We start from the raw sequence: 22,139 nt of genomic DNA, 5'->3' as shown, positions 1-22,139 counted from the left end.
GTGGGCGCACGCAATCGGTTCGCCGAAGTGCTCCAGGCCCACGGCGGCCTGATGTCGCGCATCGCAGCCAGCTACGAGGCCGATCCGGCGCTGCGCGACGACCTGCTGCAGGAGATCGCGCTGGCCCTGTGGCGGGCGTTGCCGGGCTGGCGCGGCGAGGCCGGCCTGCGCACCTTCGTGGCGCGGATCGCGCACAACCGCGGTGCCAGCCACGTATTGGGCGAGCAGCGCCGGCCGCGTCCGGGAGCGTTGCCGGAGGACCTGCCGGACCCCGGCATCGCGCCGGAGCAGCACGCCCATGCCCGGCAGGAAGGCGCCCGCCTGCAGGCGGCGGTACGCGCGCTGCCGCTGGCGTTGCGACAGGCGGTGACGCTGGCGCTGGAGGGCTTCAGCCATGCGGAGATCGCCGATGCGCTGGGTATCCGGGTCAATGCCGTCGACGTGCGACTGAGCCGGGCGCGCCAGGCGCTGCGCGAACAGCTGGGAGAGTCGGCATGAGCACGCATGACGAGTGGAGCGACTGGGCCGCGCAGTGGCGCACCCAGCCGGTGGTGGACATCGAGCGCCTGCGCCGCCGCACGCTGGCCAAGCGGTGGCGGATGCTGGCGATGGTGGTGTTCGAAACCGTCACGGCGATCGGGGCGCTGGTCCAGACCGGCTGGCTGTTCGCCCACCCGGGGCTGGGGCTGCGCTGGAAGCTGTTTGCCACCGGCGGCACGGTGCTGGTGGTGGTGATGTGGTCGATCACCCTGTGGTTGCGCCGGGGCACGTGGCGGGCTGCCGGCTCTCGCGTGGCCGAACTCCTGCGGCTCGACGCGCGCCGCGCGCGGGCCGGCATCCGTCTGGCGCAGGCGCAGCTGTGGGGGTTTGCCGCGCTGCTGGTGGGCGTCGCGGTGCTGGCGTGGCCATCGCTGCAACCCTCGGCGTGGATGCACGATGAAGCCCTGCGCCGGCTGCTGCTGGTGCAGATCGGCGCCAATGCGCCGATCGTGCTCGGCGGCGTGGTCTTCTGCCTCTGGTACATCCGCCGCCAGCGCCGTCGGCTGGCGCGTATCGCGCAGCTGACGGCGGAACTCGGGATGGTCTGATCGACGCAGGCCTGAACGCATCGCCTTTTCCTGCGACGGCGTTCCCGGCATGCTCGCCACTTTGTGACGACGCCGGGGGCGCGATCCTTGTCCGCGATGAAACGACTGACCCGACTTCCCGCCCGCGTGGTGCGGCGGCTGCTGCCGTTCGGCCGCGCCGCGCGCCTGCAGGCGCGGCTGGACGGCATGCCGGCGTTCGCGGTACCGGCGGCGGCGATCGAGACGCTGGACGGCCCGGCGGCCTACCGCGAGCGGCTGCTGGCGGCGATCGCCGCGGCCGAGCGGCGCATCGTGATCGTGGCGCTGTACCTGGAGGACGACGAGGGCGGTCGCGAGGTGCTCGAGGCGCTGTATGCGGCCAAGGCGCGCCGGCCGGCGCTGGAGATCAGCGTGTTCGTCGACTGGCACCGCGCCCAGCGCGGCCTGATCGGCAAGGCGCGCAGCGAGGGCAACGCCGGCATGTACCGCGCCTGGGCACGCGAGCGCGGTGACGGCGTGGCGATCTACGGCGTGCCGGTGCAGAACCGCGAGCTGTTCGGCGTGCTGCACCTGAAGGGCATGGTGATCGACGACACCGTGCTGTACTCCGGCGCCAGCCTCAACAACGTCTATCTGTGCCGCCACGATCGCTACCGGCTGGACCGCTACCACCTGCTGCGCCACGCGCCGCTGGCCGACGCGATGGCCGGCTTCGTGCAGCGGCATTTCCTCGGTCGGCCGGCGGTGCCGCGCCTGAACGTGCCGGAGGTGCCGACCACCGCCAGCCTGCTGCCGGCGATCCGCGCGCTGCGCCAGGAACTGGCCGGGGCGCGCTACGAGGTGCCGGACGAGCCGGCGGGCGAGGGTGCCGTGGCGGTGACGCCGCTAGCCGGTTTCGGTCGCGCCGACAACGCACTCAACGACACCCTGCTCGCGCTGCTGGCCGGCGCGCGCGAGCGGGTGGTGCTGCTCACCCCGTACTTCAACCTGCCGCGGCCGGTGCGCGCTGCCATCGGGCAGCTGCTGCGGCGCGGCTGCACAGTGGAGATCATGGTCGGCGACAAGGTCGCCAACGATTTCTACATTCCGCCGGAGCAGCCGTTCCGCACCATCGGCGTGCTGCCGTATCTCTACGAGAGCAACCTGCGCCGCTTCGCCCGGCGCCACCAGCGTCAGCTGGCCAGCGGCCAGCTGGCATTGCACCTGTGGCGGCATGCCGACAACAGCTACCACCTCAAGGGGCTGTTCATCGACGACGATGTGGCCGTGCTGACCGGCAACAACCTCAATCCGCGCGCCTGGGCGCTGGACCTGGAGAACGCGCTGGTGCTGCGCGACCCGCATGGCCTGCTGCGAGAACAGCATGCGAGGGAATGGGCATCTCTGCTCCGCCATGCACAGCGCGTGCAGGACTACCACGCGCTCGAGACCTCACGGCATTACCCCGCGCCGGTGCGCAAGCTGCTGCGTCGGCTGAGCCGGGTGCGGCTGGACCGGCTGGTCAACCGGCTGCTGTAGCGGCGCTCACGCCGAGGTGGCCAGCCGGCTCAGCCGCATCGCCAGCCAGCGCTGCACGTCCGGCCATTCGCCGGCCAGTACCGAATAGCACACCGTGTCGCGCAGGCTGCCGTCCGGGCGGCGCTTGTGGGCGCGCAGGACGCCGTCGCGATGGGCGCCCAGGCGCTCGATCGCGCGCTGCGAGTCGAGGTTGCGGTGGTCGGTGTGGAACTCCACCGCCACGCAATCGAGCCGCTCGAACGCGTGGCCCAGCAACAGGCGCTTGCACGCCGTGTTGAGGTGGCTTTTCTGCCAGCGCTTCGCGTACCAGGTGTAGCCGATCGCCACGCGCGGCAGCGCCGGGTCGAAGTCGTAATAGCGGGTGGAGCCGACGATCTCGCCGTAGCGCTTTTCGCGCACGGCGAACGGCAGCATCCGGCCGGTGGCCTGGCCGGCCAGCGCCGCGGCGATATAGTCGCTGGAGGTGCCCGGTGGCGGTGCGCTGGTGAACCACAGCTTCCACAGCTCGCCATCGGCGGCCGCGGCCTCGAGCGCGGGAGCGTGATCGGTGTGCAGGGGTTCGAGCAGGACGTGGTCGTCTTCCAGGTGGACCGGGGCGAGCGTCGTCATGCGGGGCTCAGGCGTCGAGGTCGGGGATCAGCTTGCTCTCCAGCCGCGCGATGGCGTCCTTGAGCAGCAGCTTGCGCTTCTTCATGCGGGTGACCTGCAGCTCGTCACGGAAGCCGGTTGCCTGCAGATGGGTCACCAGCGCGTCCAGCTCGCGGTGCTCCCGGCGCAGTTCGAACAGGGTCTGGGCGATCGAGGGTTGATCCGGTTCCGTCATGGCACGCGCACGAGGAGGTAGGCGCGCAGTGTACGCCTCCGGCCCGGCGCCGGTCAGCGGGCTACAATGTCGCGCTTCCAATCCGGTTCACGCCCCGATGTCCGCCACTCCCGAATCTTCCCGCAAGCAGGCCTACGAGGCCGGCAAGCTGGCCAAGCGCCTGCGCCACCAGGTTGGCCAGGCGATCGCCGACTTCAACATGATCGAGGACGGCGACAAGGTGATGGTGTGCCTGTCCGGCGGCAAGGACTCCTACACCCTGCTCGACATCCTGCTGTCGCTCAAGGCGAAGGCGCCGGTGCACTTCGAGCTGATCGCGGTGAACCTGGACCAGAAGCAGCCGGACTTTCCCGAGCACGTGCTGCCGGACTACCTCACCGCGCGTGGCGTGCCGTTCCACATCATCGAGCAGGACACCTACAGCACGGTCACCCGGGTGATTCCCGCCGGCAAGACCATGTGCAGCCTGTGTTCGCGGCTGCGCCGCGGCGCGCTGTACTCGTGGGCGGCCGAGAACGGCATCACCAAGATCGCGCTGGGCCACCACCGCGACGACATCCTCGCCACGTTCTTCCTCAACCTGTTCCACCACGCCAGCCTGAAGGCGATGCCGCCGAAGCTGCGCTCGGACGACGGCCGCCACGTGGTGATCCGCCCGCTGGCCTACTGCAGGGAGAGCGACATCGCCGAATACGCGGCCCAGCGCGAATTCCCGATCATCCCGTGCAACCTGTGCGGCTCGCAGGAAAACCTGCAGCGCAAGCAGGTCGGGCTGATGATGGCCGAGTGGGAACGCCAGTTCCCCGGCCGTGCCGAGACCATGTTCCGCGCGCTGGGCAACGTGGCGCCCTCGCAGCTGGCCGACCGCACGCTGTTCGACTTCGCCTCGCTCGGTTCGCGCGAGGGTACGACGCGGGCCGATGCACACGGCTGGCTGGCCGGGTATGCTGGCGAACCCGCCACGGATGATGCGGTTTAGACGTCCATACTTCCAATTTCCACCTTTTCGAGTACCGACATGTCCTTCTTTGCTTCCGTTGAAATGGCTCCCGGCGACCCGATCCTCGGCCTGACCGAGGCCTACCTCGCCGACCCGCGTCCGAACAAGGTGAACCTCGGCGTGGGCATCTACACCGACGAGCAGGGACGGGTGCCGGTGCTCAAAGCGGTGCAGCAGGTCGAGCAGGCGCTGGCGCGCGACACGCAGCCGCGCGGCTACCTGCCGATCGACGGATTGCCGGCGTACAACAAGCTCAGCCAGCAGCTGCTGTTCGGCGAGGGTTCGCCGCTGCTCGAAGCCGGCCGCGTGGCCACCGCGCAGACCATCGGCGGCAGCGGCGCGCTGCGCGTGGCGGCGGACCTGATCAAGCAGGTGGCCGGCGACAAGGCGCGCATCGCGATCAGCAACCCGAGCTGGGGCAACCACCACGTGGTGTTCCGCACCGCCGGGTTCCAGCTGCAGGACTACCGCTACTACGACGACACCACCCACGGCCTGGACTTCGCCGGCATGCTGGAGGATCTGGGCAAGCTGGAGCCGGGCACCGTGGTGCTGCTGCACGCCTGCTGCCACAACCCGACCGGCGTCGACCTGGAGCCGGCGCAGTGGGCGCAGGTGGTGGAGCTGGTGAAGGAGCGCGGCCTGCTGCCCTTCGTCGACATGGCCTACCAGGGCTTCGACCAGGGCATCGACGCCGACGCCACCGCGGTGCGCATGTTCGCCGAGTCGGGCATCGAGGCGTTCGTGGTGGCCAGCTCGTATTCGAAGTCGTTCTCGCTGTACGGCGAGCGCGTAGGCGTGCTGTCGATGGTCGGCGCCGACCGCGACGAGGCCGCGCGCCTGCGCTCGAAGATCAAGCAGACCATCCGCGCCAACTACTCCAGCCCGGCGGCCCACGGCGGCCAGCTGGTCGCCGGCGTGCTGGCCAGCAGCGAGCTGCGTGCACTGTGGGAGAGCGAGCTGGGCGGCATGCGCGAGCGCATCCATGCCATGCGCGCGGGACTGGTGCAGAAGCTGGCCGCGCACGGCCACGAGTTCGGCTTCATCCAGCGCCAGGCCGGCATGTTCTCCTACTCCGGCCTGAGCAAGCCGCAGGTCGAGCGCCTGCGCGAGGAGTTCGCGATCTACGCGCTGACCACCGGGCGCATCTGCGTGGCGGCGCTGAATACGCAGAATCTTGGCTATGTGGCCGACGCCATCGCGAAGGTCGTGGGCTGAGGGCGTTGTCGCAGACGGTGACTCGGAGACGCCTTACTCTCCATGGCCGTCATCCCGGCGAAAGCCGGGATCCAGCGACTTTCGGGCGGCACAGCAGAGGCACTGGATCCCGGCTTTCGCCGGGATGACGGTGAGGGGGGCGGAGCCTCTTCGGGCGCTCCACAGCGCCAAGCCACACCCTTTCATTCAGCGGTCAGGGCGTCTCTCCCTGCCGCCCCAACACGGACACTCCATGTTCTTCCGCAATCTCACTCTGTTCCGCTTTTCCCCCGCCGTCGCCGACGACCTGAGCCGCCTGGACGAGGTGCTGGCCGAGCACCGCCTGCGCCCGTGCGGGCCGATGGAGATGTCCACCCGCGGTTTCGTGCCGCCGGTGGGCCGTGGCGAGGAGGCGGCGCTCACCCATGCGGTGAACGCCTGCACCTGGCTCACCGTGGGCGGCGAGGACAAGCTGCTGCCGGCGGCGGTGATCAACGACGAGCTGCAGCGCAAGGTGCAGAAGATCGCCGAGGAGGAAGGCCGCAAGGTCGGCGGTCGCGAGCGCAAGCGGATCAAGGAGGACCTGCTCAACGAACTGCTGCCGCGCGCCTTCGTGCGCAGCTCGCGGCTCTCGGCCTATGTCGACAAGAAGCACGGCTGGCTGGTGATCGACACCGCCAGCCGCAAGTCGGCCGAGAACGCGCTGAGCCAGGTGCGCGAAGCGCTGGGCAGCTTCCCGGCGGTGCCGCTGGCGCCGGAGGAAGGCCCACGCGTGCTGATGACCGACTGGCTGGCCAACGGCACCCTGCCGGCCGGGCTGGCGCTGGGCGACGAGGTCGAACTGCGCGATCCGGGCAGCGCCACCGGCGCGATCGCCAAGTGCCGCCGCCAGGACCTGGACAGCGAGGAGATCAAGGAGCACCTGCGCAACGGCAAGCAAGTGTTCCAGCTCGGCCTGGTGTTCGACGACCGCATGAGCTTCGTGCTCGGCGAGGACCTGGTGGTGCGCAAGCTGAAGTTCCTCGATGTCGTGCTCGACGAAATGGGCGATAGCCACCAGGACGCCGCCGCCGAGGCCGACGCGAGCTTCGCCCTGCTGACCCTGGAGATCGAGCGGCTGCTGGCCAAGCTGGAGGAGTGGTTCGGCCTGCCGCGGCCGGCCGACGCCTGACGTACGCGGCCGTATGGTGATGATTTTCGCGGTCCGGCACGCCACCGCTTGAATCATCACCTCCCCGTCGCCAATCCCTGCCAGAATCTTTCTCCCGGGTCCGACGCGGCCCGGGCCCCACCGGCAGGCAACACCGCATGGCGCAGCAACTGGAAGGCGACTGGCTGGAACTGGCGACCACGGGCGGCAGCACGATCCGCGTGCTCAAGGCCGTCCACCCGCGCGCGCGTCGCCTGCGCCTTACGGTCACGCCCAAGGGTGCCCGGGTCAGCTATCCGCGCGGCACCCATCCGGCCCAGGTCAGCGCGTTCCTGCGCAGCCACGCCGACTGGCTGGAGCAGAAGCTCGACGAGCTGAACCTGCTGGTGAAGCCGCTGCCGCCGCTGCGGGTCGGCCAGCCGGTGGAGATCCCGTTGCGCGGCGAGCGCGTCTGGCTGGACTGGGACGAGGGCCCGTACCCGCGCATCGCCAGCGGCGAGGGCGTGCTCACGCTGATCCTGCCGCGGCCGCACACCCGCGCGCTGCCGGTGGCGCGGGGGCTGCTCGCCTCGCATCTGGAATCGCTGATCCGCCGTGACGTGTCGCGCTGGCTGGCGCAGTACGTGCCCCAGCTGGGGCTGGCGCCCACGGCACTGAAGGTGCGTCCGCTGAAGAGCCTGTGGGGCAGCCTGGACACCCGCGACCGCATCAACCTCGACCTTGCGCTGGCGCTGGCCCCGCCGGCTGCGCTGCGCTACGTGCTGGCCCATGAGCTGTGTCACCTGAAGGTGCGCAACCACTCCCCGCGCTTCTGGGCGCAGGTCGAGACGCTGTACCCGAACTGGCAGGAGCAGCGCGACTGGCTGCGCCAGAACGGTGCAGTGCTGAAGGCCGAGCTGGACCGGCTGGTGGCCGACGTGGCGGACTGACCCGGCTTCGGCGCGCGGGCCGCGCCGTTGGATGACGGGTGTAACTTGCCGCTCCGGTCGGCGGCGGCCAAGCTGATCATCCCTCCCGGATGGTTCCAGGCAACGACGATGCAGCTCCCCCTCGGCGACATCATCAAGGCCGGCTGGCTGGTGTTCCTGCTGTACTGGGCGATCCGCGCCCGGGACGCGAAGGCCGCCGTTCGCAGCGAGCCGTTCGTGCTTCGCCTGCTCAAGCACTGGCTGCCGTTGATGGTCGGCACGGCGCTGGTGTTGCCCTGGCGCGGCGGCGAAGACTCGCTGTTGCGCCTGCGCTTCGTGCCGCCCGAGGCGGCGCTGTCGATCCTCGGCGCGCTGCTGGTCTGGGCCGGCGTGCTGTTCGCGATCTGGGCGCGGACCATCCTCGGCCGCAACTGGAGCGCCGTGGTGCAGGTCAAGCAGGATCACGAACTCGTGGAGCGCGGTCCGTACCGCTGGGTGCGCCATCCGATCTATACCGGCCTGCTGCTGGCCTTCTTCGGCACCGCGCTGGCGCAGGGCGAATGGCGCGGCCTGCTCGGCACGGCCATCGTGGGCGTCTCGTTCTGGTTCAAGCTGCGGCTGGAGGAGCGCTGGATGCGCGAGCAGTTCGGCGAACGCTACCAGGCCTACATGCGGCGGACGAAGGCGCTGGTGCCGGGCCTGCTCTGAGGACACCGCACCCGCGCCTCCCGACGGGACGCGGGTGCGGTTCCCGCCTCACCCGATCGCCATCTTCAGGATGACCAGGGCTCCGACCAGCATGATCACGCTGCTGATCAGGCTGATCGCCACGCCCTTCAGGAACGTCGTCTCCAGCACCCACTGGTAGATCAGCGCGCCGCCGGCGAGCGCCAGGATGAAGTGCACGAACATGCCGCCGAAGTGCAGCGCGTTGAGCATCCGCGACAGGATCACCTGCAGCACCAGCGAACCGAGTACCGGCCCGATCGTGGTGCGTTGCGCCCCGAGTGCGCGTGCGGTGTACATCACCGGTGCGATCAGCAGCGCCACCAGCGCTGCCAGCAGGAATACCACTTTCAGAAACGCCATCCCCTTCCCCTGTCTGCTCCGTCAATGGAGCCGGGGAGTGTCGCCGTGAAATCTTGCGAGGTAAAGAGGCCTCAGTGCGACAGTTCGAACGCCGTCAGCACCTGCGCGGTCTGCGTGGGCTTCTCCAGCATCGGCATGTGATTGCAGCCGACCAGCGTGGTGCTGCTGATCGCCGAGGCGTGCACGAGACCGTCGCGCAGGCTGTCCATCGCCGAGATGTCGCTGATCTTGTCGCCGGCGCACCACAGGCCCATCACCGGCATGGTCAGCTGGTCCAGCCGCCGCTGCACGGAGAGGTACTGCGAGGGCTGGCGCAGCTCGTTGAACACCTTGTCGAGGAACGCGCGATCGCGCTTGTTGCGTGCGATGAACACGTCGATGAACCGCCCGGGCAGGTCCGGTACCTTTTCGAATGCCAGTGCGAACGCGCGCTGGAAACCGGCGCGATCGTCGTAGTCGAACGGGTTGGTGCCAGCCAGCGCCTCGCGGGCGAAGGCGTTCTCCTTCTGCTTGAGGCCGAAGGAGTCGACCAGCACCAGCCGGTTGATCCGCTCCGGATGTTCGGCGGCATAGACGCCGGCGATGGCGCCACCCATCGAGTGGCCGACCAGGGTCACGTTGTGCAGGCCCAGCGCCTGCATGAAGCCGTCCAGTCGGGCGGCCTGGGTGTCGATGTCGTAGTCGGCGGCCGGGTCGCGCGACGAGTCGCCCCAGCCGGGCAGGTCCGGGATCACCAGATGGAAGTGCGGGCTGAGCTGCGCCGCCACTTTCAGCCACACCGCCTTGTTCGAGTCGTAGCCGTGCAGCAGCACCAGGGTCGGGCCTTCCCCCCCTTCGTAGTAGGACCAGTGGGCGCCGCCCGCCTGTACGGATTTCTCGTCCAGGTGCGCGGCCATCGCCTGGCGCGTCGCATCCGCGCGCATCAGCCACTGTGGCGCGAACAGGTAGCACGCGCCGAGGCCGAGGCCGATCATCGCCACCACGGCAGCGAGGAATTTCACCCGCCGGATCAGCAGGCGCTGCCACAGCGGACGGCCGCCGGGGGCGGCCGGGGCCGGTGCGACGGAGCGGGAGGGAGGGGTCTGCTTAGCCATGGAAGAAGCCTGACGATCGGAAACAACCGGGGTGTGACAGCTTGCGGTGGGCGCCGGTTCGACGGGGGCGGGGCGCTGACGCTCCGCCCCGGTCGATCACTTGGCCTTCCCCGCCTTGGCGAAGATGCCCTCGATCGCCTGCTGGGTCAGCGGGTGGTAGCCGTCCTTCGCCTTCGCGTAGGCGGCCTCGGCGTAGGCCAGGCCGTCGGGCGTGGCGGCGAAGGCACGGTACACCGGCGTGGTCAGGTAGATGCGGCCGATCCGCGTCATGTGCTCGCGCGCGGCCGGCCATACCGCCTTGTCGCCGGCGGCGATGGCGTGGATGTACCAGCGCATGCCGATCTCTGCATTGGGCGTGCCGGTGAGGTGCCAGGCGGCGTCCAGCGCCTGCATCTGCCCGAGCTTGGGCACGTCGGGCAGGCGGTCGAGGAAGTACATCCACTCCTGCGTGTTCCAGTCCTTCGCGTCGAGCTTGTCGGCGGCCAGCGTGCCGGCGGTGAAAGCCTTCACTTTCGCGTCGATCATGTCGAAGCGCGCCGAGGTCGGCAGCGGGGCGTCCTTGGGAATGCCGGTGCCGTAGACCCACTCGTTCACCTCGGCCATGCTCATCTTGCCGGGGTACTTGTCGATCAGGTTGGCCTTGAGGAAGGCCAGCATCTGCTCGGTGGTGATGCTCTGGAACGCGAAGTGGTCGAAGTAGCTCTTCAGGTACGGGTCAAACGCGGCGCGGCCGTAGCGCTGCTCCAGCGTGCGCAGGAACCATGAGCCCTTGTCGTAGGCGACGTCGGACAGCGCGTCGTCGGCATCCACGTCGCCCGGCACGGGCGCCAGCTTCTGGCTGTTCGCCGGCATCGTGCCGATGCTCTTCTCCAGCGCGCGCGCGGACAGCAGGGCCTCCTCGTCGGCCAGCGTCTTGCCGTACACCGCCTCGGTGATGCGGCCCTGCACGTAGGTGGTGAAGCCCTCGTTGAGCCAGCCGTCGCGCCAGGTGGCGTTGGTCACCAGGTTGCCCGACCACGAGTGCGCCAGCTCGTGCGAGATCACCGAGGCCAGGCTCTTGTCGCCCACGACAATCGTCGGCGTGGCGAAAGTCATGTTCGGGTTTTCCATGCCGCCGAACGGGAACGACGGCGGCAGCACGATCAGGTCGTAGCGGCCCCAGCGGTACGGGCCGTAGAGTTTCTCGGTGGTGGCGATCATCTTCTCGGTGTCTTCGAACTCGTGCGCCGCCTTGTGCACCATCGACGGCTCGGCATACACCGCGCTGCGCGGGCCAGTGGCCTCGGCCGCGATGTCGCCGGCGGCGATCGCCAGCAGGTACGAGGGGATCGGGTGCGGCTGGTCGAAGCGGAAGTCACCGTCGAGCGGGTGGTGCAGGTCGTTCAGTGCGCTCATCACCACGCGCACGCCCTTCGGTGCGGTGACGTGGGCGTCATAGGTGATGCGGATCGCCGGCGAATCCTGCAGCGGCACCCACGAGCGGGCGTGGATCGACTCGCTCTGCGAGAACATGAAGGGCAGTTTCCTGTCGGCGGTCTGCGCCGGGGTCAGCCACTGCAGGCCGGTGGCTTCGGGCGAGGTGTCGTAGACGATGCGCACCTTGGCCGGGTGGTTCGGCGCGGCGATGGTGAGCTTGCTGCCGAGCTGCTTGTCGCGCGGCGCCAGCGCGTAGGTCAGTGCGTGGGCGTGGCCCTTGGCGTCGATGCCCTCGATGGTGGCGATCTTCAGGTCGCGCGTGTCCAGCACCAGCGAGCTCGCCTTGGGATTTACCCAGTGCAGGCTCAGCGTGGCGCGGCCGTGCAGCTCCTTGTGCGGGAAGTCCAGCTTCAGATCCAGGTCGAGGTGGGTGACCTTGACCTGGTCGGGTTGCGCGTACGAGTACGGATCGGTCGCATGGGCTGCCAACGGCAGCAGCAGGGCGCTCGCGGCGAGCGTGGACAACAGGCGCATCGGGGCCACTCCGGCAAACGGAAAACGCCGAGTATGCCATTGGCCCCCCCGCGCCGACCCGTGCCCGAAGGCCCGGTGGCTCAGGGCAGCTCGCCGGACGAATGCGGATCCACGTCGTACGGATGCATCGTCGCCAGATGCCCGGCCTGCGCCCGCACGCGGCCGATCCAGCCGCGGATCGCCGGATAGCCGTCGAGCAGGAACCCCGCCTCGTCGGCGCGGCTGCCGTAGGCGAACACCGCGATGTCGGCGATGGTGTAGCGCTCGCCGGCGAGGAACGAGCGCTCCGCCAGCTCGCGTTCGAGGATCGCCAGCGTCCGCCGCGCCGCCGCGCGTTTGGCCTCGACGATCGCCGGTGCACGCCGCGCGAGCTTGCCGGTGAGGGTCCAGTGACGCAGCGCGCCGATCACCGACTCCACCCGTTCCTGCTCGAAGCTCAGCCACTGCCACACCCGGGCGCGGCCGAAAGCGTCGTCGGGCAGGTAGGGCGTGCCCTCGGCGAGGTACATCAGGATCGCGTTGGACTCGGCCAGCGCGCGGCCGTCCTCCAATCGGATGGCCGGCACGGTGCCGGTGGGGCTGATCCGCAGGTAGTCGGCCTGCTGGCCGTCACCCTCGAAGATGCTCACTTCCACCGTGCGGTACGGGTGCTGCAGGTGCTGCAGCAGCTGGCGGACTTTCCAGGCGTTCTGCGAGGGCAGGTAGTCGAACAGGGTCAGCATGCGGGCGGGCTCCGGGGATCGGGGGGAGCCCAGTGTCGCCAGCCCGCCGCCGCCAGCGCCATCCGCTTCTTGCGCAACCCGGCGATCAGCTGCCGCTGTTGGCGGAAGACGCGGTCGCCGGCTTCGGTTGCAGCGAACGCACGTAGGCCTTTACGTCGTCGACCGAGACCGCGCCGCGATGCTCGCGATCGATCTGGTCGAAGTGGGCACGGATGAACGGCACCGGCCCCTTCTGCGCCTCTTCGCGGGAGATCAGGCCGTCATGGTTGCGGTCGGCGATCTTCATGTTCTTGATCGCGACGGCGGCGTCGTTGGCCAGGCCACCCATGCCGTGCTGTGCAGCGGCTGGCAAGGCGGCAAGGGCGAAGCAGGAAGCCAGGATCAGACGTGCATGGCGCATGGCGATCTCCTTGGGTTGCCGCCGCGAGTATCGCACCACTCGTGAGCGAGCATCGGCCGGCGTAGTCGACCGACGTCCTGCGTCTGCGAACTGGCTCGGGTGGATGGCGTAGCCTTGAAACGCTCGCTGTAGCGGGCGGTGGTTCCTGCACCATGCCTGGGCATGGGGCACTCCTGAAAAGTTGGATCAGGGTGTCCACTAAACCGTGGGAACTATCGTCGCCCGACCGGCTCGCCCTGTCGACGCAGCGCGGCGTGCACGCGCGGGCTGCCGTAGGTTTCCCGGCTCTCCCGGTGCACCTGGCGAACCCTTGCGATCAGCCGCTCATCCTCCTGCGCGCGCTCACTGAGCGGGCGGGCGCACCAAGCGTAGAAGCCACTGGCGCTGACCCCGAACAGGCGACACAGCCGCCTCACCGGGTAGTGCTCTTGCTGGGTCTGGATGAAGGCGAAGCGCTCGCTTTTCGTTCGGAAGTGAACGCGATCGCTTTTTTTAAAAGGTCATGCTCGACCTTCAGCTGCTCGTAGGCCTTCTTCACCCGACGCAGCTCCTTCAGCTCGGCCGAAACGGCCGGATCGACGTCCACACCCTTGACCATGATCGTGCCCTCGCGCGCCTGTTTTCGCCAACGAGACAGCATGAAGGGATGGATGTAAAGCGAAGCGGCGACGTCCTGCACCTGGACGCCGGGGAGCCGGCTGAGACGCACGGCGGTGGCCTTGAATTGCTCGCTGTAACGCGTGGTCGTTTTGGGACCTGGCTTGGGCATGGGGCACTCCTGAAAAGTTAGATCAGGGTGTCCACTAAACCGTGGGAACTATCGCTTCGGCTTGAATGAATTGTTAGGGCCCGCCTGCGCGCACCCAGCCATTAGTCATCACCGTCAATGCGGAAATGAGCCCTGACCCCAGGGCTGTCTATACCGACAGTCTTACCGATGTTGCCCATAAAGGACTCGAACAAATCCCAGTCCTCAGGCTGGCTGGGCGCGGGAAGGGGAGTGTCATTGAGCCAATTGGATGTGCCATCAGGAAGCAGGCGCTCAATGCGTACAAACCACTGGCCGTCTTTCTGGAAAGTAGAGATCTTATGGGCGTAATTGGGAATCTTCATGCGGGGCCTAACGCTGGAGTTAAGCGGCGCGCGGTACGCGCGTCCGCTTGGACGAATGGTTAGGGCCTACCGTGAGCCTCCAAACCACCCAAAAGGTGACAGCAGATGCTGCCCCCACGAGCCCCATGCCGCCAGAGCTCAAGAAGTACTGAACCCATCCAGCGTGTGTAGGTACGCCTCGAACGACGTAGTCGACCATTTTGTGGCCGTCCCACGCACTGTACCCGGAACCTTGATCAGGATGATAAGGCCATGAGACAAGTGCCATGGGCACAGCGCTTAGAAAGAAGCCAGAGATGGCTGCGGACCACCAGCGGACCCAACCGCGGCGGTTGAAAATAAAGAACGTAGGAAGGCCGAGCAGAACAATCCATAGCAAAGCAAGCACAAAGGCAAGCAAGCCCACGCGGGACGTGCCGAAGAAGATCGCCGGCAGAAGCGCCGCGAAAAAGACTGCCAAGAATATTCCGACGACTTTCCGCATAAGCCCTAACGCTTAGTAGACCCCACATCCGGGGTGTTGCACCGAGTATGCACGGCTCTCGACAGGGCGGACAAGCGGCAAATTACTAAACGCCATCAGGCGCTTGCGTGACATTCCTGGCGAGGATTGCGCCCCACGATGTCGGTGTTACACGGCGAATGTGGGGGTGTATGAGTTACGCAGGCGGAAACGAGGGTGTAACAGAGGCGAATTCGCCGCGGTTGCTGGATCAGGTGCGTCCGCGTTTGCGGCTTCGGCACTACAGCCTGCGAACGGAGCAGGCATGCATCTCTGAAAAGGGGACGGGGCAATTAGGTTCTATGCCCGGTCCCGGGAAGGCGCCTTGGACCGTTCCGAGGCCGCAGTGCTGCCGGCCGGTCAATGGCCCGCACGATCAGAGCCTGGAGCGATCGGTCGCCCATAGTGAGTCCCTGCCAAAGGTGCTCATGGTCGCGCTATCGCCCCATCACGACCGAAACGATCCGCCAGCGCGTCGGTGGCGGTGACCAGGGCATCGACGATCGCCGGGTCGGCGGCACTGTGGCCGGCCAGCACCACGCGCAGCTCGGCCTCGGGCCAGGCCTGGGACAGGTCCCAGGCGCTTTTCATCGGGCAGATGATGTCGTAGCGGCCGTGCACGATCGTCGTCGGGATGTGCCGGATGCGGTCGACGCCGTGCAGCAGCTGGTCCGGCTCCAGGAAGATGCGGTGGCGGAAGTAGTGCGCCTCCATCAGCGCCAGGCTTACCGCGCGGTGCGGATCGTCGAAGTCGCCGCCGCCGTCCGGATCGTGCACCAGGGTGGTGCCGCCGCCTTCCCAGGCACTCCACGCGTGCGCCGCGGCCAGCCGGGTGGCTTCGTCCGGGCTGGTGAGCCGGCGCCAGTAGGCCTCGAGCATGGAGTCGCGCTCGGCTTCGGGAATGAGCGCGACGAAGCGTGCCCAGCGCTCGGGGAAAATCTGCCGCGAGCCGCCGTCCATCTCGTTGAACCAGCGCAGCTCCTCGTCGCGGCCGAGGAAGATGCCGCGCAGCACCAGCGCCAGCGCGCGCTCTGGGTGGGTCTGCGCGTAGGCCAGCGCCAGGGTGGAGCCCCACGAGCCGCCGAACACCACCCAGCGCTCGATGCCCAGATGCCGGCGGATCGCCTCGATGTCGGCCACCGCATGCCAGGTGGTGTTGTCGGTGAGCTCGGCGAACGGCGTGGACTGGCCGGCGCCGCGCTGGTCGAACAGCACGATGCGGTAGCGCGCCGGATCGAAGAAGCGGCGGTGGTAGTCCGACAGTCCCGCGCCCGGCCCGCCGTGCAGGAAGATCACCGGCAACCCGTCCGGGTTGCCGCACTGCTCGACGTAAAGCGTATGCAGGCCGTCTACCGGCAGGTGCTCGGTGGCGTACGGCGTGATCTCGGGATACAGCGTGCGCATGGCGTGCTCCGTGAGGGTGGGCGACCAGCCTAGTCCACCGGCAGGGCGGCGGCGGCATTCCACATCGTGCGGGTGATCGGGCGGTTCACGTGAGGTGCCTGCAGTACCACCAGGGTGGTGGTGCTGATGCTGGGATGGATCTTCAGCAGGCGGTCGAGCACGGTTTCCAGATGGGCAATCGACATCGCCACCAGGTGCAGCAGGGCCGAGTCCTCGCCGGCCAGTCGCCGGCAGTCGAGCACCTCGGGGATGTCCTCGACGATCTCGCCGATGCGCTTGCACACGCCGCCATCGCAACGCAGCCGCACCATCGCGTCGATGCTGTAGCCCAGTCGCCGGGGGTCGACCACGGCGCGGTAGCCGCGGATCACCCCGGCCTCCTCCAGCCGCTTCACCCGCTCGGCCACCGCCGGCGCCGACAGGTGCACCAGCCGACCGAGCTCGGCGTAGCCCAGGCGCGCGTCAGCCTGCAGCGCCTCGAGCAGTTGCCAGTCCTTGGCGTCGATATCGGGTTTGGAATCCACGGTGTCTCTCCCTGAAGAATCATTGATTCGATGGCGAGGCACGGTCAGCCCCGTCGATCCATTATTCATGGCGACGGGGCTGCTCACTAGCATGCGCACTTCCCCGTCCCCGGATCTGTTCACCATGGCTAGCCCCGAACGACTCGATGCCCGCGCCCTGGCGCTGGTTGGCGTCGCCCTGCTCACCTGGTCCTCGGCCTATGCGGCGATCGCCTACGCGCTGGCCGCCTTCACCCCCGGCGAAGTGGCGCTGGCACGGCTGGCGATCGCCTCGCTGTGCTTCGGCCTGTTCCTCACCGTCCGCCGCGTGCCGCTGCCGGCGCGGCGCGAATGGCCGGGCCTGGCGCTGCTGGGGGTGATCGGCTTCACCGTCTACCACCTGTGCCTGAATCACGCGGAGACGCGCATCGCCAGCGGAACGGCATCGATCCTGATCTCGCTGGTGCCGGCGGCGACCGCGGCCTGGTCGGCGATCTGGCTGCGCGAGCGGTTGCCCGCGCGCACGCTGGTCGGTCTCGGCGTGGCGTTGGTCGGCGTGGTGCTGGTGGTGTTGGCAAGCGGCAGGCAGGTGCGCTTCGAGCCGATGGCCGCGCTGGTATTGGTCAGCGTGCTGGCCTCGGCGATCTACTTCGTCGGCGTGAAGCCCTACTTCGCGCGCAGCAGCGCGCTGGGTGTCACCGCGTTCGGCTTCTTCGCCGGCACGCTGGGCGCGCTGCCGTTCGGCATGCACCTGCCGCAGGCGCTGGCCGCTGCGCCCTGGCCGGCGATCGCGTCGCTGGTTTGGCTGGGCGTGGCGCCGACGTTCGTCGGCTACATCGCGTGGAACTTGGCGATCCACCGCAGCTCGGCCTCGCAGGTGTCCAGCTTCATCTACTTCTCGCCGCCGATCGCGGTGTTGATCGGCTGGTTCTGGCTGGGCGAGCGGCCGGGGCCGCTGACCCTGGTCGGCGGCGTGGTCACCGTGGCCGGCGTGGTGCTGGCGAACACCCGGCGGCGGGCGCTGCCGCCGGCGCCGCGCGACGTGGCGGCGTGCGAGCCCTGAGCGATTCATGCCGGCTCGAAAGGCGGTCGCGCACAGGGTGCGCTCCTACCGCGCCGGCAGTGGTAGGAGCGCACCCCGTGCGCGATGGACGCGGCGTAAATTCCGGGCGTATCGGGACCCGCGCGCGGTGTCGCGAAACCACCAGAGCTTCGGGCGCCATCACGCCTGACCCAAAGAGCGTCGACTCAGCCGTTGCGCTTCGTTCGCCCGAAATCCAGCGCCGCGGTGAGGTCGCCGGGCGCCGGACCGCCGGCGGCGAGCATGGCCTCCTCGCGCAGCGCCAGCCCGGGCAGCTTCTCCAGCCCGAAGCGGCGGGTGATGAAGCGGGCGATCGAGCCGGTGTCGTAGGTGGTGTGGTCGACGTGGCCCCTCTTCGCCCACGGCGAGACGATGATCGCCGGGATGCGCGTGCCCGGGCCCCAGCGGTCGCCGGTCGGCGGCGCGACGTGGTCCCACCAGCCGCCGTTCTCGTCGAAGGTGATGACGATCAGCATCTTCTTCCACTGCGGGCTCTTCTGCAGCGTCTGCACGACGCGGGCGAGATGGCGGTCGCCAGCCTCCACGTCGGAATAGCCGGCGTGCATGTTGAGGTTGCCCTGCGGCTTGTAGAACGCCACCGGCGGCAGCGTGCCGGCCAGCGCATCGGCGATGAACTTGTTGCCCGGAGCGGTCTCGCCCAGGCCGCCGTCGCGCAGGTGCTGCCTGCGTGTCGCGGTGCCGGGAGCCAGCGAAGCGAAGTAGTTGAACGGCTGGTGGTGCACCTGGAAGTTCGGCCGGTCCGGGAACTCGCCCTCGGGGCCGTCGCCGTGGCCGTCCAGCGCGGCCTGGAATGCGCCGGCATACCAGGCCCAGTCGATGCCCTTGGCCGAGAGCATGTCGCCGATGTGCTTGTGGTGCTGCGGCGGCAGGGTGTTCGGGCTGGCCGGGTCGGCACGGGTCGGATCGGTGGGGTCCTGGGTGAAGGCCGGTGCGTAGGCGGGGCCGATGGTGTTCACGGCATGGAAGTCCGGGGTCAGCGTGGAGCGTCCCTCGAACTTCGGCTTGCCGTCCATCGCGCTGGCCGGCGAGTCGTGGGCGACCTTCAGACGCGAATCGTCGACGCGGCCGCTCTCGGTGACCGCGATGTTGTATTGCGCCGGGCTCTTGTCCGCGTCGGGATAGAACGGCGGTTGCGCGGCGATCAGGTACTGGTGGTTGAGGAACGAGCCGCCGAAGGCACCCATGAAGAAGCGGTCGCACAGCGTGTACTGCTCGGCCAGTCGCCACAGCCGCAGGTTCACCGCGTTGTCGCCGTAGTGGCCCATCACCAGCGCGCCGGAGTCGCCCCACGCGGCGAAGCCGTCATTGCGTCCGCCGTTGATCTGCATCTGGTTCTGGTAGAACGCGTGGATCAGGTCGCGCGTCACCACGCCCTGCGGCAGCGGCTCGCCATCGGGCGTGTGCAGCGCGAACGGCGCATTGGGCAGGCCGGTGAGGTCGGCTTCGCGCACGTGATACGTGCGGTGGTTGACCGTCTGTGCGTGCGGCACCAGGCCGTGCCAGATCGGCGGCAGCGTCTTCAGCGGCGTGCCGTCGCGATCCATCTGCACCGCGCGTTCCGGCGGCAGCGCCTGCAGAGGCTCGGCCAGGCCCGGGAAGCCGGCGAACAGGTTGTTGAAGCTGCGGTTCTCCGCGAACAGCACCACCACGTGGTCGATGTGCTCGCGCAGCAGCGTGTCCATTGCGGTGTCGTCGACGACCGCGGTCCCGGACGGTGTCGCGGCCATCGCCGCGCGCGCCGACTCGCCACCCAGCGCCAGGCCGGCACTGGCCACCGCCAGCCCGCCGAGCAGGCGTCGCCGCTGCGGATCGCGCGGCGCGTCGGGCGTGCGGGAAGGGGTTTCGTCGCGGGGTGGCTTGCTGGTCATGGCGGATCGGGCGCGCGATGTTTGAGGATCGGAGAGCATACGCACGCGGTCTCCGTCGATCCATGCGTCATATGGCCCGCGCGCCGCAGGAAATTCCGTTTTGTCCGTGACCGAAGAGGATGTTCCGCATGATCACCCTGCACATCGCCAACAAGAACTACTCGTCGTGGTCGCTGCGGCCATGGGTGCTGCTGCACCAGCTGGGCGTGCCATTCGAGGAACGGATGCACCCGTTCGCGCCCGGTTCCAACTGGGAGGCCTTCCGCGCCTTCTCGCCGAACGGCCGCGTGCCCTGCCTGCGCGACGGCGACACCGTGGTGTGGGACTCGCTGGCGATCGTCGAGTACCTCGCCGAGCACTATCCGGCGTGGCCGCAGGACGCCGCCGCGCGTACCTGGGCGCGCTGCGCGACGGCGGAAATGCACTCGGGCTTCGGCGCGCTGCGCCAGCAGTGCTCGATGAGCTGCGGCCTGCGCATCCGCCTGCACGAGATCGGCCCGCAGCTGGCTGCCGACGTGGCACGCATCGACGAGCTGTGGCGCGAGGGCCTGCAGCATTTCGGTGGCCCGTTCCTGGCAGGCGACCGCTTCACCGCGGTGGACGCGTTCTACGCGCCGGTGGCGTTCCGCGTGCAGACCTACGGGCTGTCGCTCTCACCCGAGGCGAGCGGCTGGGTCGAGCGCATGCTCGCGTTGCCCTCGATGCGCCGCTGGTACGACGAGGCGCTGGCCGAGACCTGGCGCGATACGCCGCACGACGTGGAATCGGCCGAGGTCGGCACGATCACGGCGGACCTGCGCGCCCGCTGAGCGCCGGCCGCAGGGGGGCGCCGCGCGGCCAGCCAGGCCAGCGCGGCGCCAATCCCGAGGAACGCGAGGCCGATCAGCGCCGCGTTGCCCAGCACCCGTAGCCATCCCAGCGTTGCGACGTCGAGGAACGGGTAGGGATAGCGGCCGTCGAGCGCGGCACGACCCAGCGCGTACGCGAGGTACGCGATCGGGTAAGCCATCCAGGCCAGCAGGCGCGAACGCGAGACGGCCTGGCCGCGTCCGGCGACCCACCAGGTCGCCAGGTAGAGCAGCGGCATCGCCACGTGCAGGAGCTCGTCGGTGACCTCGGCCCAGCCGGTCGGGTGCCAGGTCTGGCGCAGCACGAGGTTGTAGACCAGGCCGACGATCAGCAGGCTGGCGGCGATCGCGGTGACGTCCTCGTCGCGGGCGAACAGGCCGTCGCGGTGGCCGGCCGCCAGCCGCGCCAGCGAGAGCGCGCCGAGCGCGTTGGTGAGGATGGTGAAGTAGCCGAGGTAGATCCACAGCGCCCGCTCGGCGCCGAAGCCCTGCCGGTGCACCGTCGCCAGCGTCAGTGCGAACTGCAGGCCCAGCGCGAACACGCCGGCGAGCAGCGCCACCAGCGCCAGTCCGCGTGCGCGGCCACCCGTCGGCGCGGAGCGTGGGTCGGGGGCGCGGGATGTCATCGGGGCACGATCACGAGGACAGGCGGTGCCGGTAGAACGCATGCACCAGCTCCTGAAACTCCTGCGCCGGATCACTGCCCAGCGCGATCAGGCAGGCGATCGCCTGCGCGAACAGCAGGCTGGCCGGCACCAGCAGCAGGTCCGGCACGATCCAGCGCGAGGAGGTGGAGGCGGCGATCACCAGCATGCCGCCATGGAAGGACCGGTCGCGGGTGCTGCAGCGCCGCTCGACCACGGCCATCAGCACGATCAGCGCCGCGCTGGCTGTCCAGGCGGCCAGCCACCAGCCGTGTGTGGGCGGGCGGCGGACCACCGCGTGCCACGCGGACACGCCGACCAGGGGTGAGAGCCGGAACAGGCCGGCGGTGGCGAAGGTGAGTGGGCGGGTGAGGAAGAACATCCGGAGCGGTTCGAGCCACATCACCAGCATCCTCCTGTCGGCGGCGGCCCCCGGGCCGCATGGTTTGCCTAGAGTTTCCAGCCCTTGTGGATCGCCACGATACCGTTGGTGAGGTTGCGCACCTCGACCTTGCCGAAGCCGGCCCGCTCCATCATGCCCTTGAGCGTGGTCTGGTCCGGATGCTTGCGGATCGACTCGGCCAGGTACTGGTAGCTGTCCGCATCACCGGCGAACAGCTTGCCGAGCTTCGGCAGGATGTTGAACGAATGGAAATCGTAGAGCTTGCCGAACGCCTCGTTCTGCACCCGGGAGAACTCCAGCACCAGCGCCCGGCCGCCCGGCTTGAGCACGCGGCAGATGTCGGCCAGCGCCTTGTCCTTGTCGGTGACGTTGCGCAGGCCGAAGGCCATCGTCACCGCGTCGAAGCTGTTGTCCGGAAACGGCAGGCATTCGGCGTTGAGCTGCGCCCAGCGCAGGCCCTCGACCAGGCCGCGGTCGGTCAGCCGGTCGCGGCCCACCTGCAGCATCGATGCGTTGATGTCGCCGACGACGATCTCGCCGTCCTTGCCGACCACCGGCTTGAGCAGCGCGGCGATGTCGCCGGTGCCGCCGGCCAGGTCTAGCACGCGGTCGCCGCGGCGGATGCCGCTGATCGCCACGAAATGGCGCTTCCACAGCCGGTGGACGCCGAACGACATCAGGTCGTTCATCAGGTCGTAGCTGCGCGCGACCGAGGTGAAGACCTGGCCGACCAGCTTCTGCTTCTCGCCGACGGGCACGTCGCGGAAGCCGAAATGCGTGGTCGGTGCCGGGTCGGGTTTCGGGGACTCGTTCATCGCTGCAATCGTACAGGGA

At 68.8% G+C, this 22,139-nt stretch carries 25 protein-coding genes and 1 pseudogene; 10 read left to right on the top strand and 16 right to left on the bottom strand.

Going from position 1 to position 22,139, the window contains the following annotated elements; all coding sequences use genetic code 11:
• The 3 genes from NC595_RS00500 (at position 1) to pssA (ending at position 2,585) form a co-directional block, all read left to right on the top strand.
• On the top strand, positions 1 to 498 hold the full coding sequence (locus tag NC595_RS00500) for an RNA polymerase sigma factor (RefSeq protein ID WP_253564176.1): 498 nt from the start codon (positions 1 to 3) through the stop codon (positions 496 to 498).
• The gene (locus NC595_RS00495; protein WP_253564175.1) at positions 495 to 1,088 is read left to right on the top strand and encodes a hypothetical protein; all 594 of its coding nucleotides are present in this window, start codon (positions 495 to 497) and stop codon (positions 1,086 to 1,088) included. The genes NC595_RS00500 and NC595_RS00495 overlap by 4 nt, the downstream gene beginning before the upstream one ends.
• Positions 1,089 to 1,184: 96 nt before the next feature.
• The gene (gene pssA, locus NC595_RS00490; RefSeq protein ID WP_253564174.1) at positions 1,185 to 2,585 is read left to right on the top strand and encodes a CDP-diacylglycerol--serine O-phosphatidyltransferase; all 1,401 of its coding nucleotides are present in this window, start codon (positions 1,185 to 1,187) and stop codon (positions 2,583 to 2,585) included.
• A gap of 6 nt (positions 2,586 to 2,591) precedes the next feature.
• Here the strand turns inward: pssA and NC595_RS00485 are convergent, their stop codons facing one another.
• Positions 2,592 to 3,194 (bottom strand): GNAT family N-acetyltransferase, encoded by a 603-nt coding sequence (locus NC595_RS00485; protein ID WP_253564173.1) that lies wholly within the window; start codon positions 3,192 to 3,194, stop codon positions 2,592 to 2,594.
• A gap of 7 nt (positions 3,195 to 3,201) precedes the next feature.
• Positions 3,202 to 3,408, bottom strand: coding sequence for a YdcH family protein (locus NC595_RS00480; protein ID WP_017463348.1), 207 nt, complete (start codon positions 3,406 to 3,408; stop codon positions 3,202 to 3,204).
• Positions 3,409 to 3,505: 97 nt separating this feature from the next.
• Between NC595_RS00480 and ttcA the strand changes: the two genes are divergently transcribed.
• The 5 genes from ttcA to NC595_RS00455 all read left to right on the top strand — a co-directional run bounded on the left by ttcA (position 3,506) and on the right by NC595_RS00455 (position 8,371).
• Positions 3,506 to 4,387 carry a tRNA 2-thiocytidine(32) synthetase TtcA gene (ttcA, locus tag NC595_RS00475; protein ID WP_017463349.1) on the top strand — a complete coding sequence of 294 codons (882 nt, stop codon included), beginning with the start codon at positions 3,506 to 3,508 and terminating at the stop codon, positions 4,385 to 4,387.
• A gap of 39 nt (positions 4,388 to 4,426) precedes the next feature.
• Complete coding sequence (locus NC595_RS00470; protein ID WP_026107481.1) at positions 4,427 to 5,626, top strand: amino acid aminotransferase; 1,200 nt, start codon at positions 4,427 to 4,429, stop codon at positions 5,624 to 5,626.
• Positions 5,627 to 5,858: 232 nt separating this feature from the next.
• A complete protein-coding gene (locus NC595_RS00465) occupies positions 5,859 to 6,776 on the top strand; it encodes a recombination-associated protein RdgC (RefSeq protein ID WP_253564172.1) in 918 nt (305 codons plus the stop codon).
• Between the two features lie 137 nt (positions 6,777 to 6,913).
• Positions 6,914 to 7,684 carry a M48 family metallopeptidase gene (locus NC595_RS00460; protein ID WP_253564171.1) on the top strand — a complete coding sequence of 257 codons (771 nt, stop codon included), beginning with the start codon at positions 6,914 to 6,916 and terminating at the stop codon, positions 7,682 to 7,684.
• A gap of 108 nt (positions 7,685 to 7,792) precedes the next feature.
• Positions 7,793 to 8,371, top strand: a complete 579-nt coding sequence (locus tag NC595_RS00455) for a methyltransferase family protein (protein ID WP_253564170.1) — start codon at positions 7,793 to 7,795, stop codon at positions 8,369 to 8,371.
• Between the two features lie 48 nt (positions 8,372 to 8,419).
• Here the strand turns inward: NC595_RS00455 and NC595_RS00450 are convergent, their stop codons facing one another.
• The 10 genes from NC595_RS00450 to NC595_RS00410 form a co-directional block, all read right to left on the bottom strand.
• Entirely contained in the window at positions 8,420 to 8,752 is a 333-nt protein-coding gene (locus NC595_RS00450) for a hypothetical protein (protein ID WP_017463354.1), read from the bottom strand.
• A 71-nt stretch (positions 8,753 to 8,823) separates the two neighbouring features.
• A complete protein-coding gene (locus NC595_RS00445) occupies positions 8,824 to 9,846 on the bottom strand; it encodes an alpha/beta fold hydrolase (protein ID WP_253564169.1) in 1,023 nt (340 codons plus the stop codon).
• A gap of 96 nt (positions 9,847 to 9,942) precedes the next feature.
• On the bottom strand, positions 9,943 to 11,796 hold the full coding sequence (locus NC595_RS00440; RefSeq protein WP_253564168.1) for a M1 family metallopeptidase: 1,854 nt from the start codon (positions 11,794 to 11,796) through the stop codon (positions 9,943 to 9,945).
• 80 nt (positions 11,797 to 11,876) lie between these two features.
• Positions 11,877 to 12,518, bottom strand: a complete 642-nt coding sequence (locus tag NC595_RS00435; protein ID WP_253564167.1) for a glutathione S-transferase family protein — start codon at positions 12,516 to 12,518, stop codon at positions 11,877 to 11,879.
• Positions 12,519 to 12,603: 85 nt separating this feature from the next.
• The gene (locus NC595_RS00430; RefSeq protein WP_253564166.1) at positions 12,604 to 12,918 is read right to left on the bottom strand and encodes an EF-hand domain-containing protein; all 315 of its coding nucleotides are present in this window, start codon (positions 12,916 to 12,918) and stop codon (positions 12,604 to 12,606) included.
• 212 nt (positions 12,919 to 13,130) lie between these two features.
• The gene (locus NC595_RS20520) at positions 13,131 to 13,334 is read right to left on the bottom strand and encodes an IS3 family transposase (protein WP_425493033.1); all 204 of its coding nucleotides are present in this window, start codon (positions 13,332 to 13,334) and stop codon (positions 13,131 to 13,133) included.
• Positions 13,331 to 13,687 (bottom strand): transposase, encoded by a 357-nt coding sequence (locus tag NC595_RS00425; RefSeq protein WP_253564165.1) that lies wholly within the window; start codon positions 13,685 to 13,687, stop codon positions 13,331 to 13,333. Before NC595_RS00425 ends, NC595_RS20520 begins: the two co-directional genes overlap by 4 nt.
• Before the next feature lie 101 nt (positions 13,688 to 13,788).
• Positions 13,789 to 14,031 (bottom strand): hypothetical protein, encoded by a 243-nt coding sequence (locus NC595_RS00420; protein WP_253564164.1) that lies wholly within the window; start codon positions 14,029 to 14,031, stop codon positions 13,789 to 13,791.
• A gap of 928 nt (positions 14,032 to 14,959) precedes the next feature.
• Positions 14,960 to 15,937, bottom strand: coding sequence for a prolyl aminopeptidase (gene pip, locus NC595_RS00415; protein ID WP_253564163.1), 978 nt, complete (start codon positions 15,935 to 15,937; stop codon positions 14,960 to 14,962).
• Between the two features lie 29 nt (positions 15,938 to 15,966).
• Entirely contained in the window at positions 15,967 to 16,461 is a 495-nt protein-coding gene (locus NC595_RS00410) for an Lrp/AsnC family transcriptional regulator (protein ID WP_253564162.1), read from the bottom strand.
• 124 nt (positions 16,462 to 16,585) lie between these two features.
• On the opposite strand from NC595_RS00410, the gene NC595_RS00405 reads away from it, so the two are divergent.
• Positions 16,586 to 17,503 carry a DMT family transporter gene (locus NC595_RS00405; protein ID WP_253564161.1) on the top strand — a complete coding sequence of 306 codons (918 nt, stop codon included), beginning with the start codon at positions 16,586 to 16,588 and terminating at the stop codon, positions 17,501 to 17,503.
• A 185-nt stretch (positions 17,504 to 17,688) separates the two neighbouring features.
• Here NC595_RS00405 and acpA read toward each other — a convergent pair whose 3' ends face one another.
• Positions 17,689 to 19,410, bottom strand: coding sequence for an acid phosphatase (acpA, locus tag NC595_RS00400; RefSeq protein WP_253564160.1), 1,722 nt, complete (start codon positions 19,408 to 19,410; stop codon positions 17,689 to 17,691).
• Between the two features lie 128 nt (positions 19,411 to 19,538).
• Here acpA and NC595_RS00395 point away from each other — a divergent pair, with 128 nt between their 5' ends.
• Entirely contained in the window at positions 19,539 to 20,219 is a 681-nt protein-coding gene (locus NC595_RS00395; RefSeq protein WP_253564159.1) for a glutathione S-transferase family protein, read from the top strand.
• 41 nt (positions 20,220 to 20,260) lie between these two features.
• Here NC595_RS00395 and NC595_RS00390 read toward each other — a convergent pair.
• From NC595_RS00390 to ubiE, 3 genes and pseudogenes are all read right to left on the bottom strand, one after another.
• Positions 20,261 to 20,884, bottom strand: a pseudogene (locus NC595_RS00390) (Pr6Pr family membrane protein); the annotation flags it as partial.
• A gap of 10 nt (positions 20,885 to 20,894) precedes the next feature.
• Positions 20,895 to 21,308, bottom strand: coding sequence for a hypothetical protein (locus tag NC595_RS00385; protein ID WP_253564158.1), 414 nt, complete (start codon positions 21,306 to 21,308; stop codon positions 20,895 to 20,897).
• A gap of 44 nt (positions 21,309 to 21,352) precedes the next feature.
• On the bottom strand, positions 21,353 to 22,120 hold the full coding sequence (gene ubiE / locus NC595_RS00380; protein WP_253564157.1) for a bifunctional demethylmenaquinone methyltransferase/2-methoxy-6-polyprenyl-1,4-benzoquinol methylase UbiE: 768 nt from the start codon (positions 22,118 to 22,120) through the stop codon (positions 21,353 to 21,355).
• Positions 22,121 to 22,139: the final 19 nt, after the last annotated feature.

It is taken from the genome of Dyella lutea, from assembly GCF_024158035.1.
In the GTDB taxonomy this organism is placed as follows: Bacteria; Pseudomonadota; Gammaproteobacteria; order Xanthomonadales; family Rhodanobacteraceae; genus Dyella_A; species Dyella_A lutea.
The sequence above is the reverse complement of the archived record's forward strand: the minus strand, read 5'-3'. Positions and strand labels throughout refer to the sequence as shown.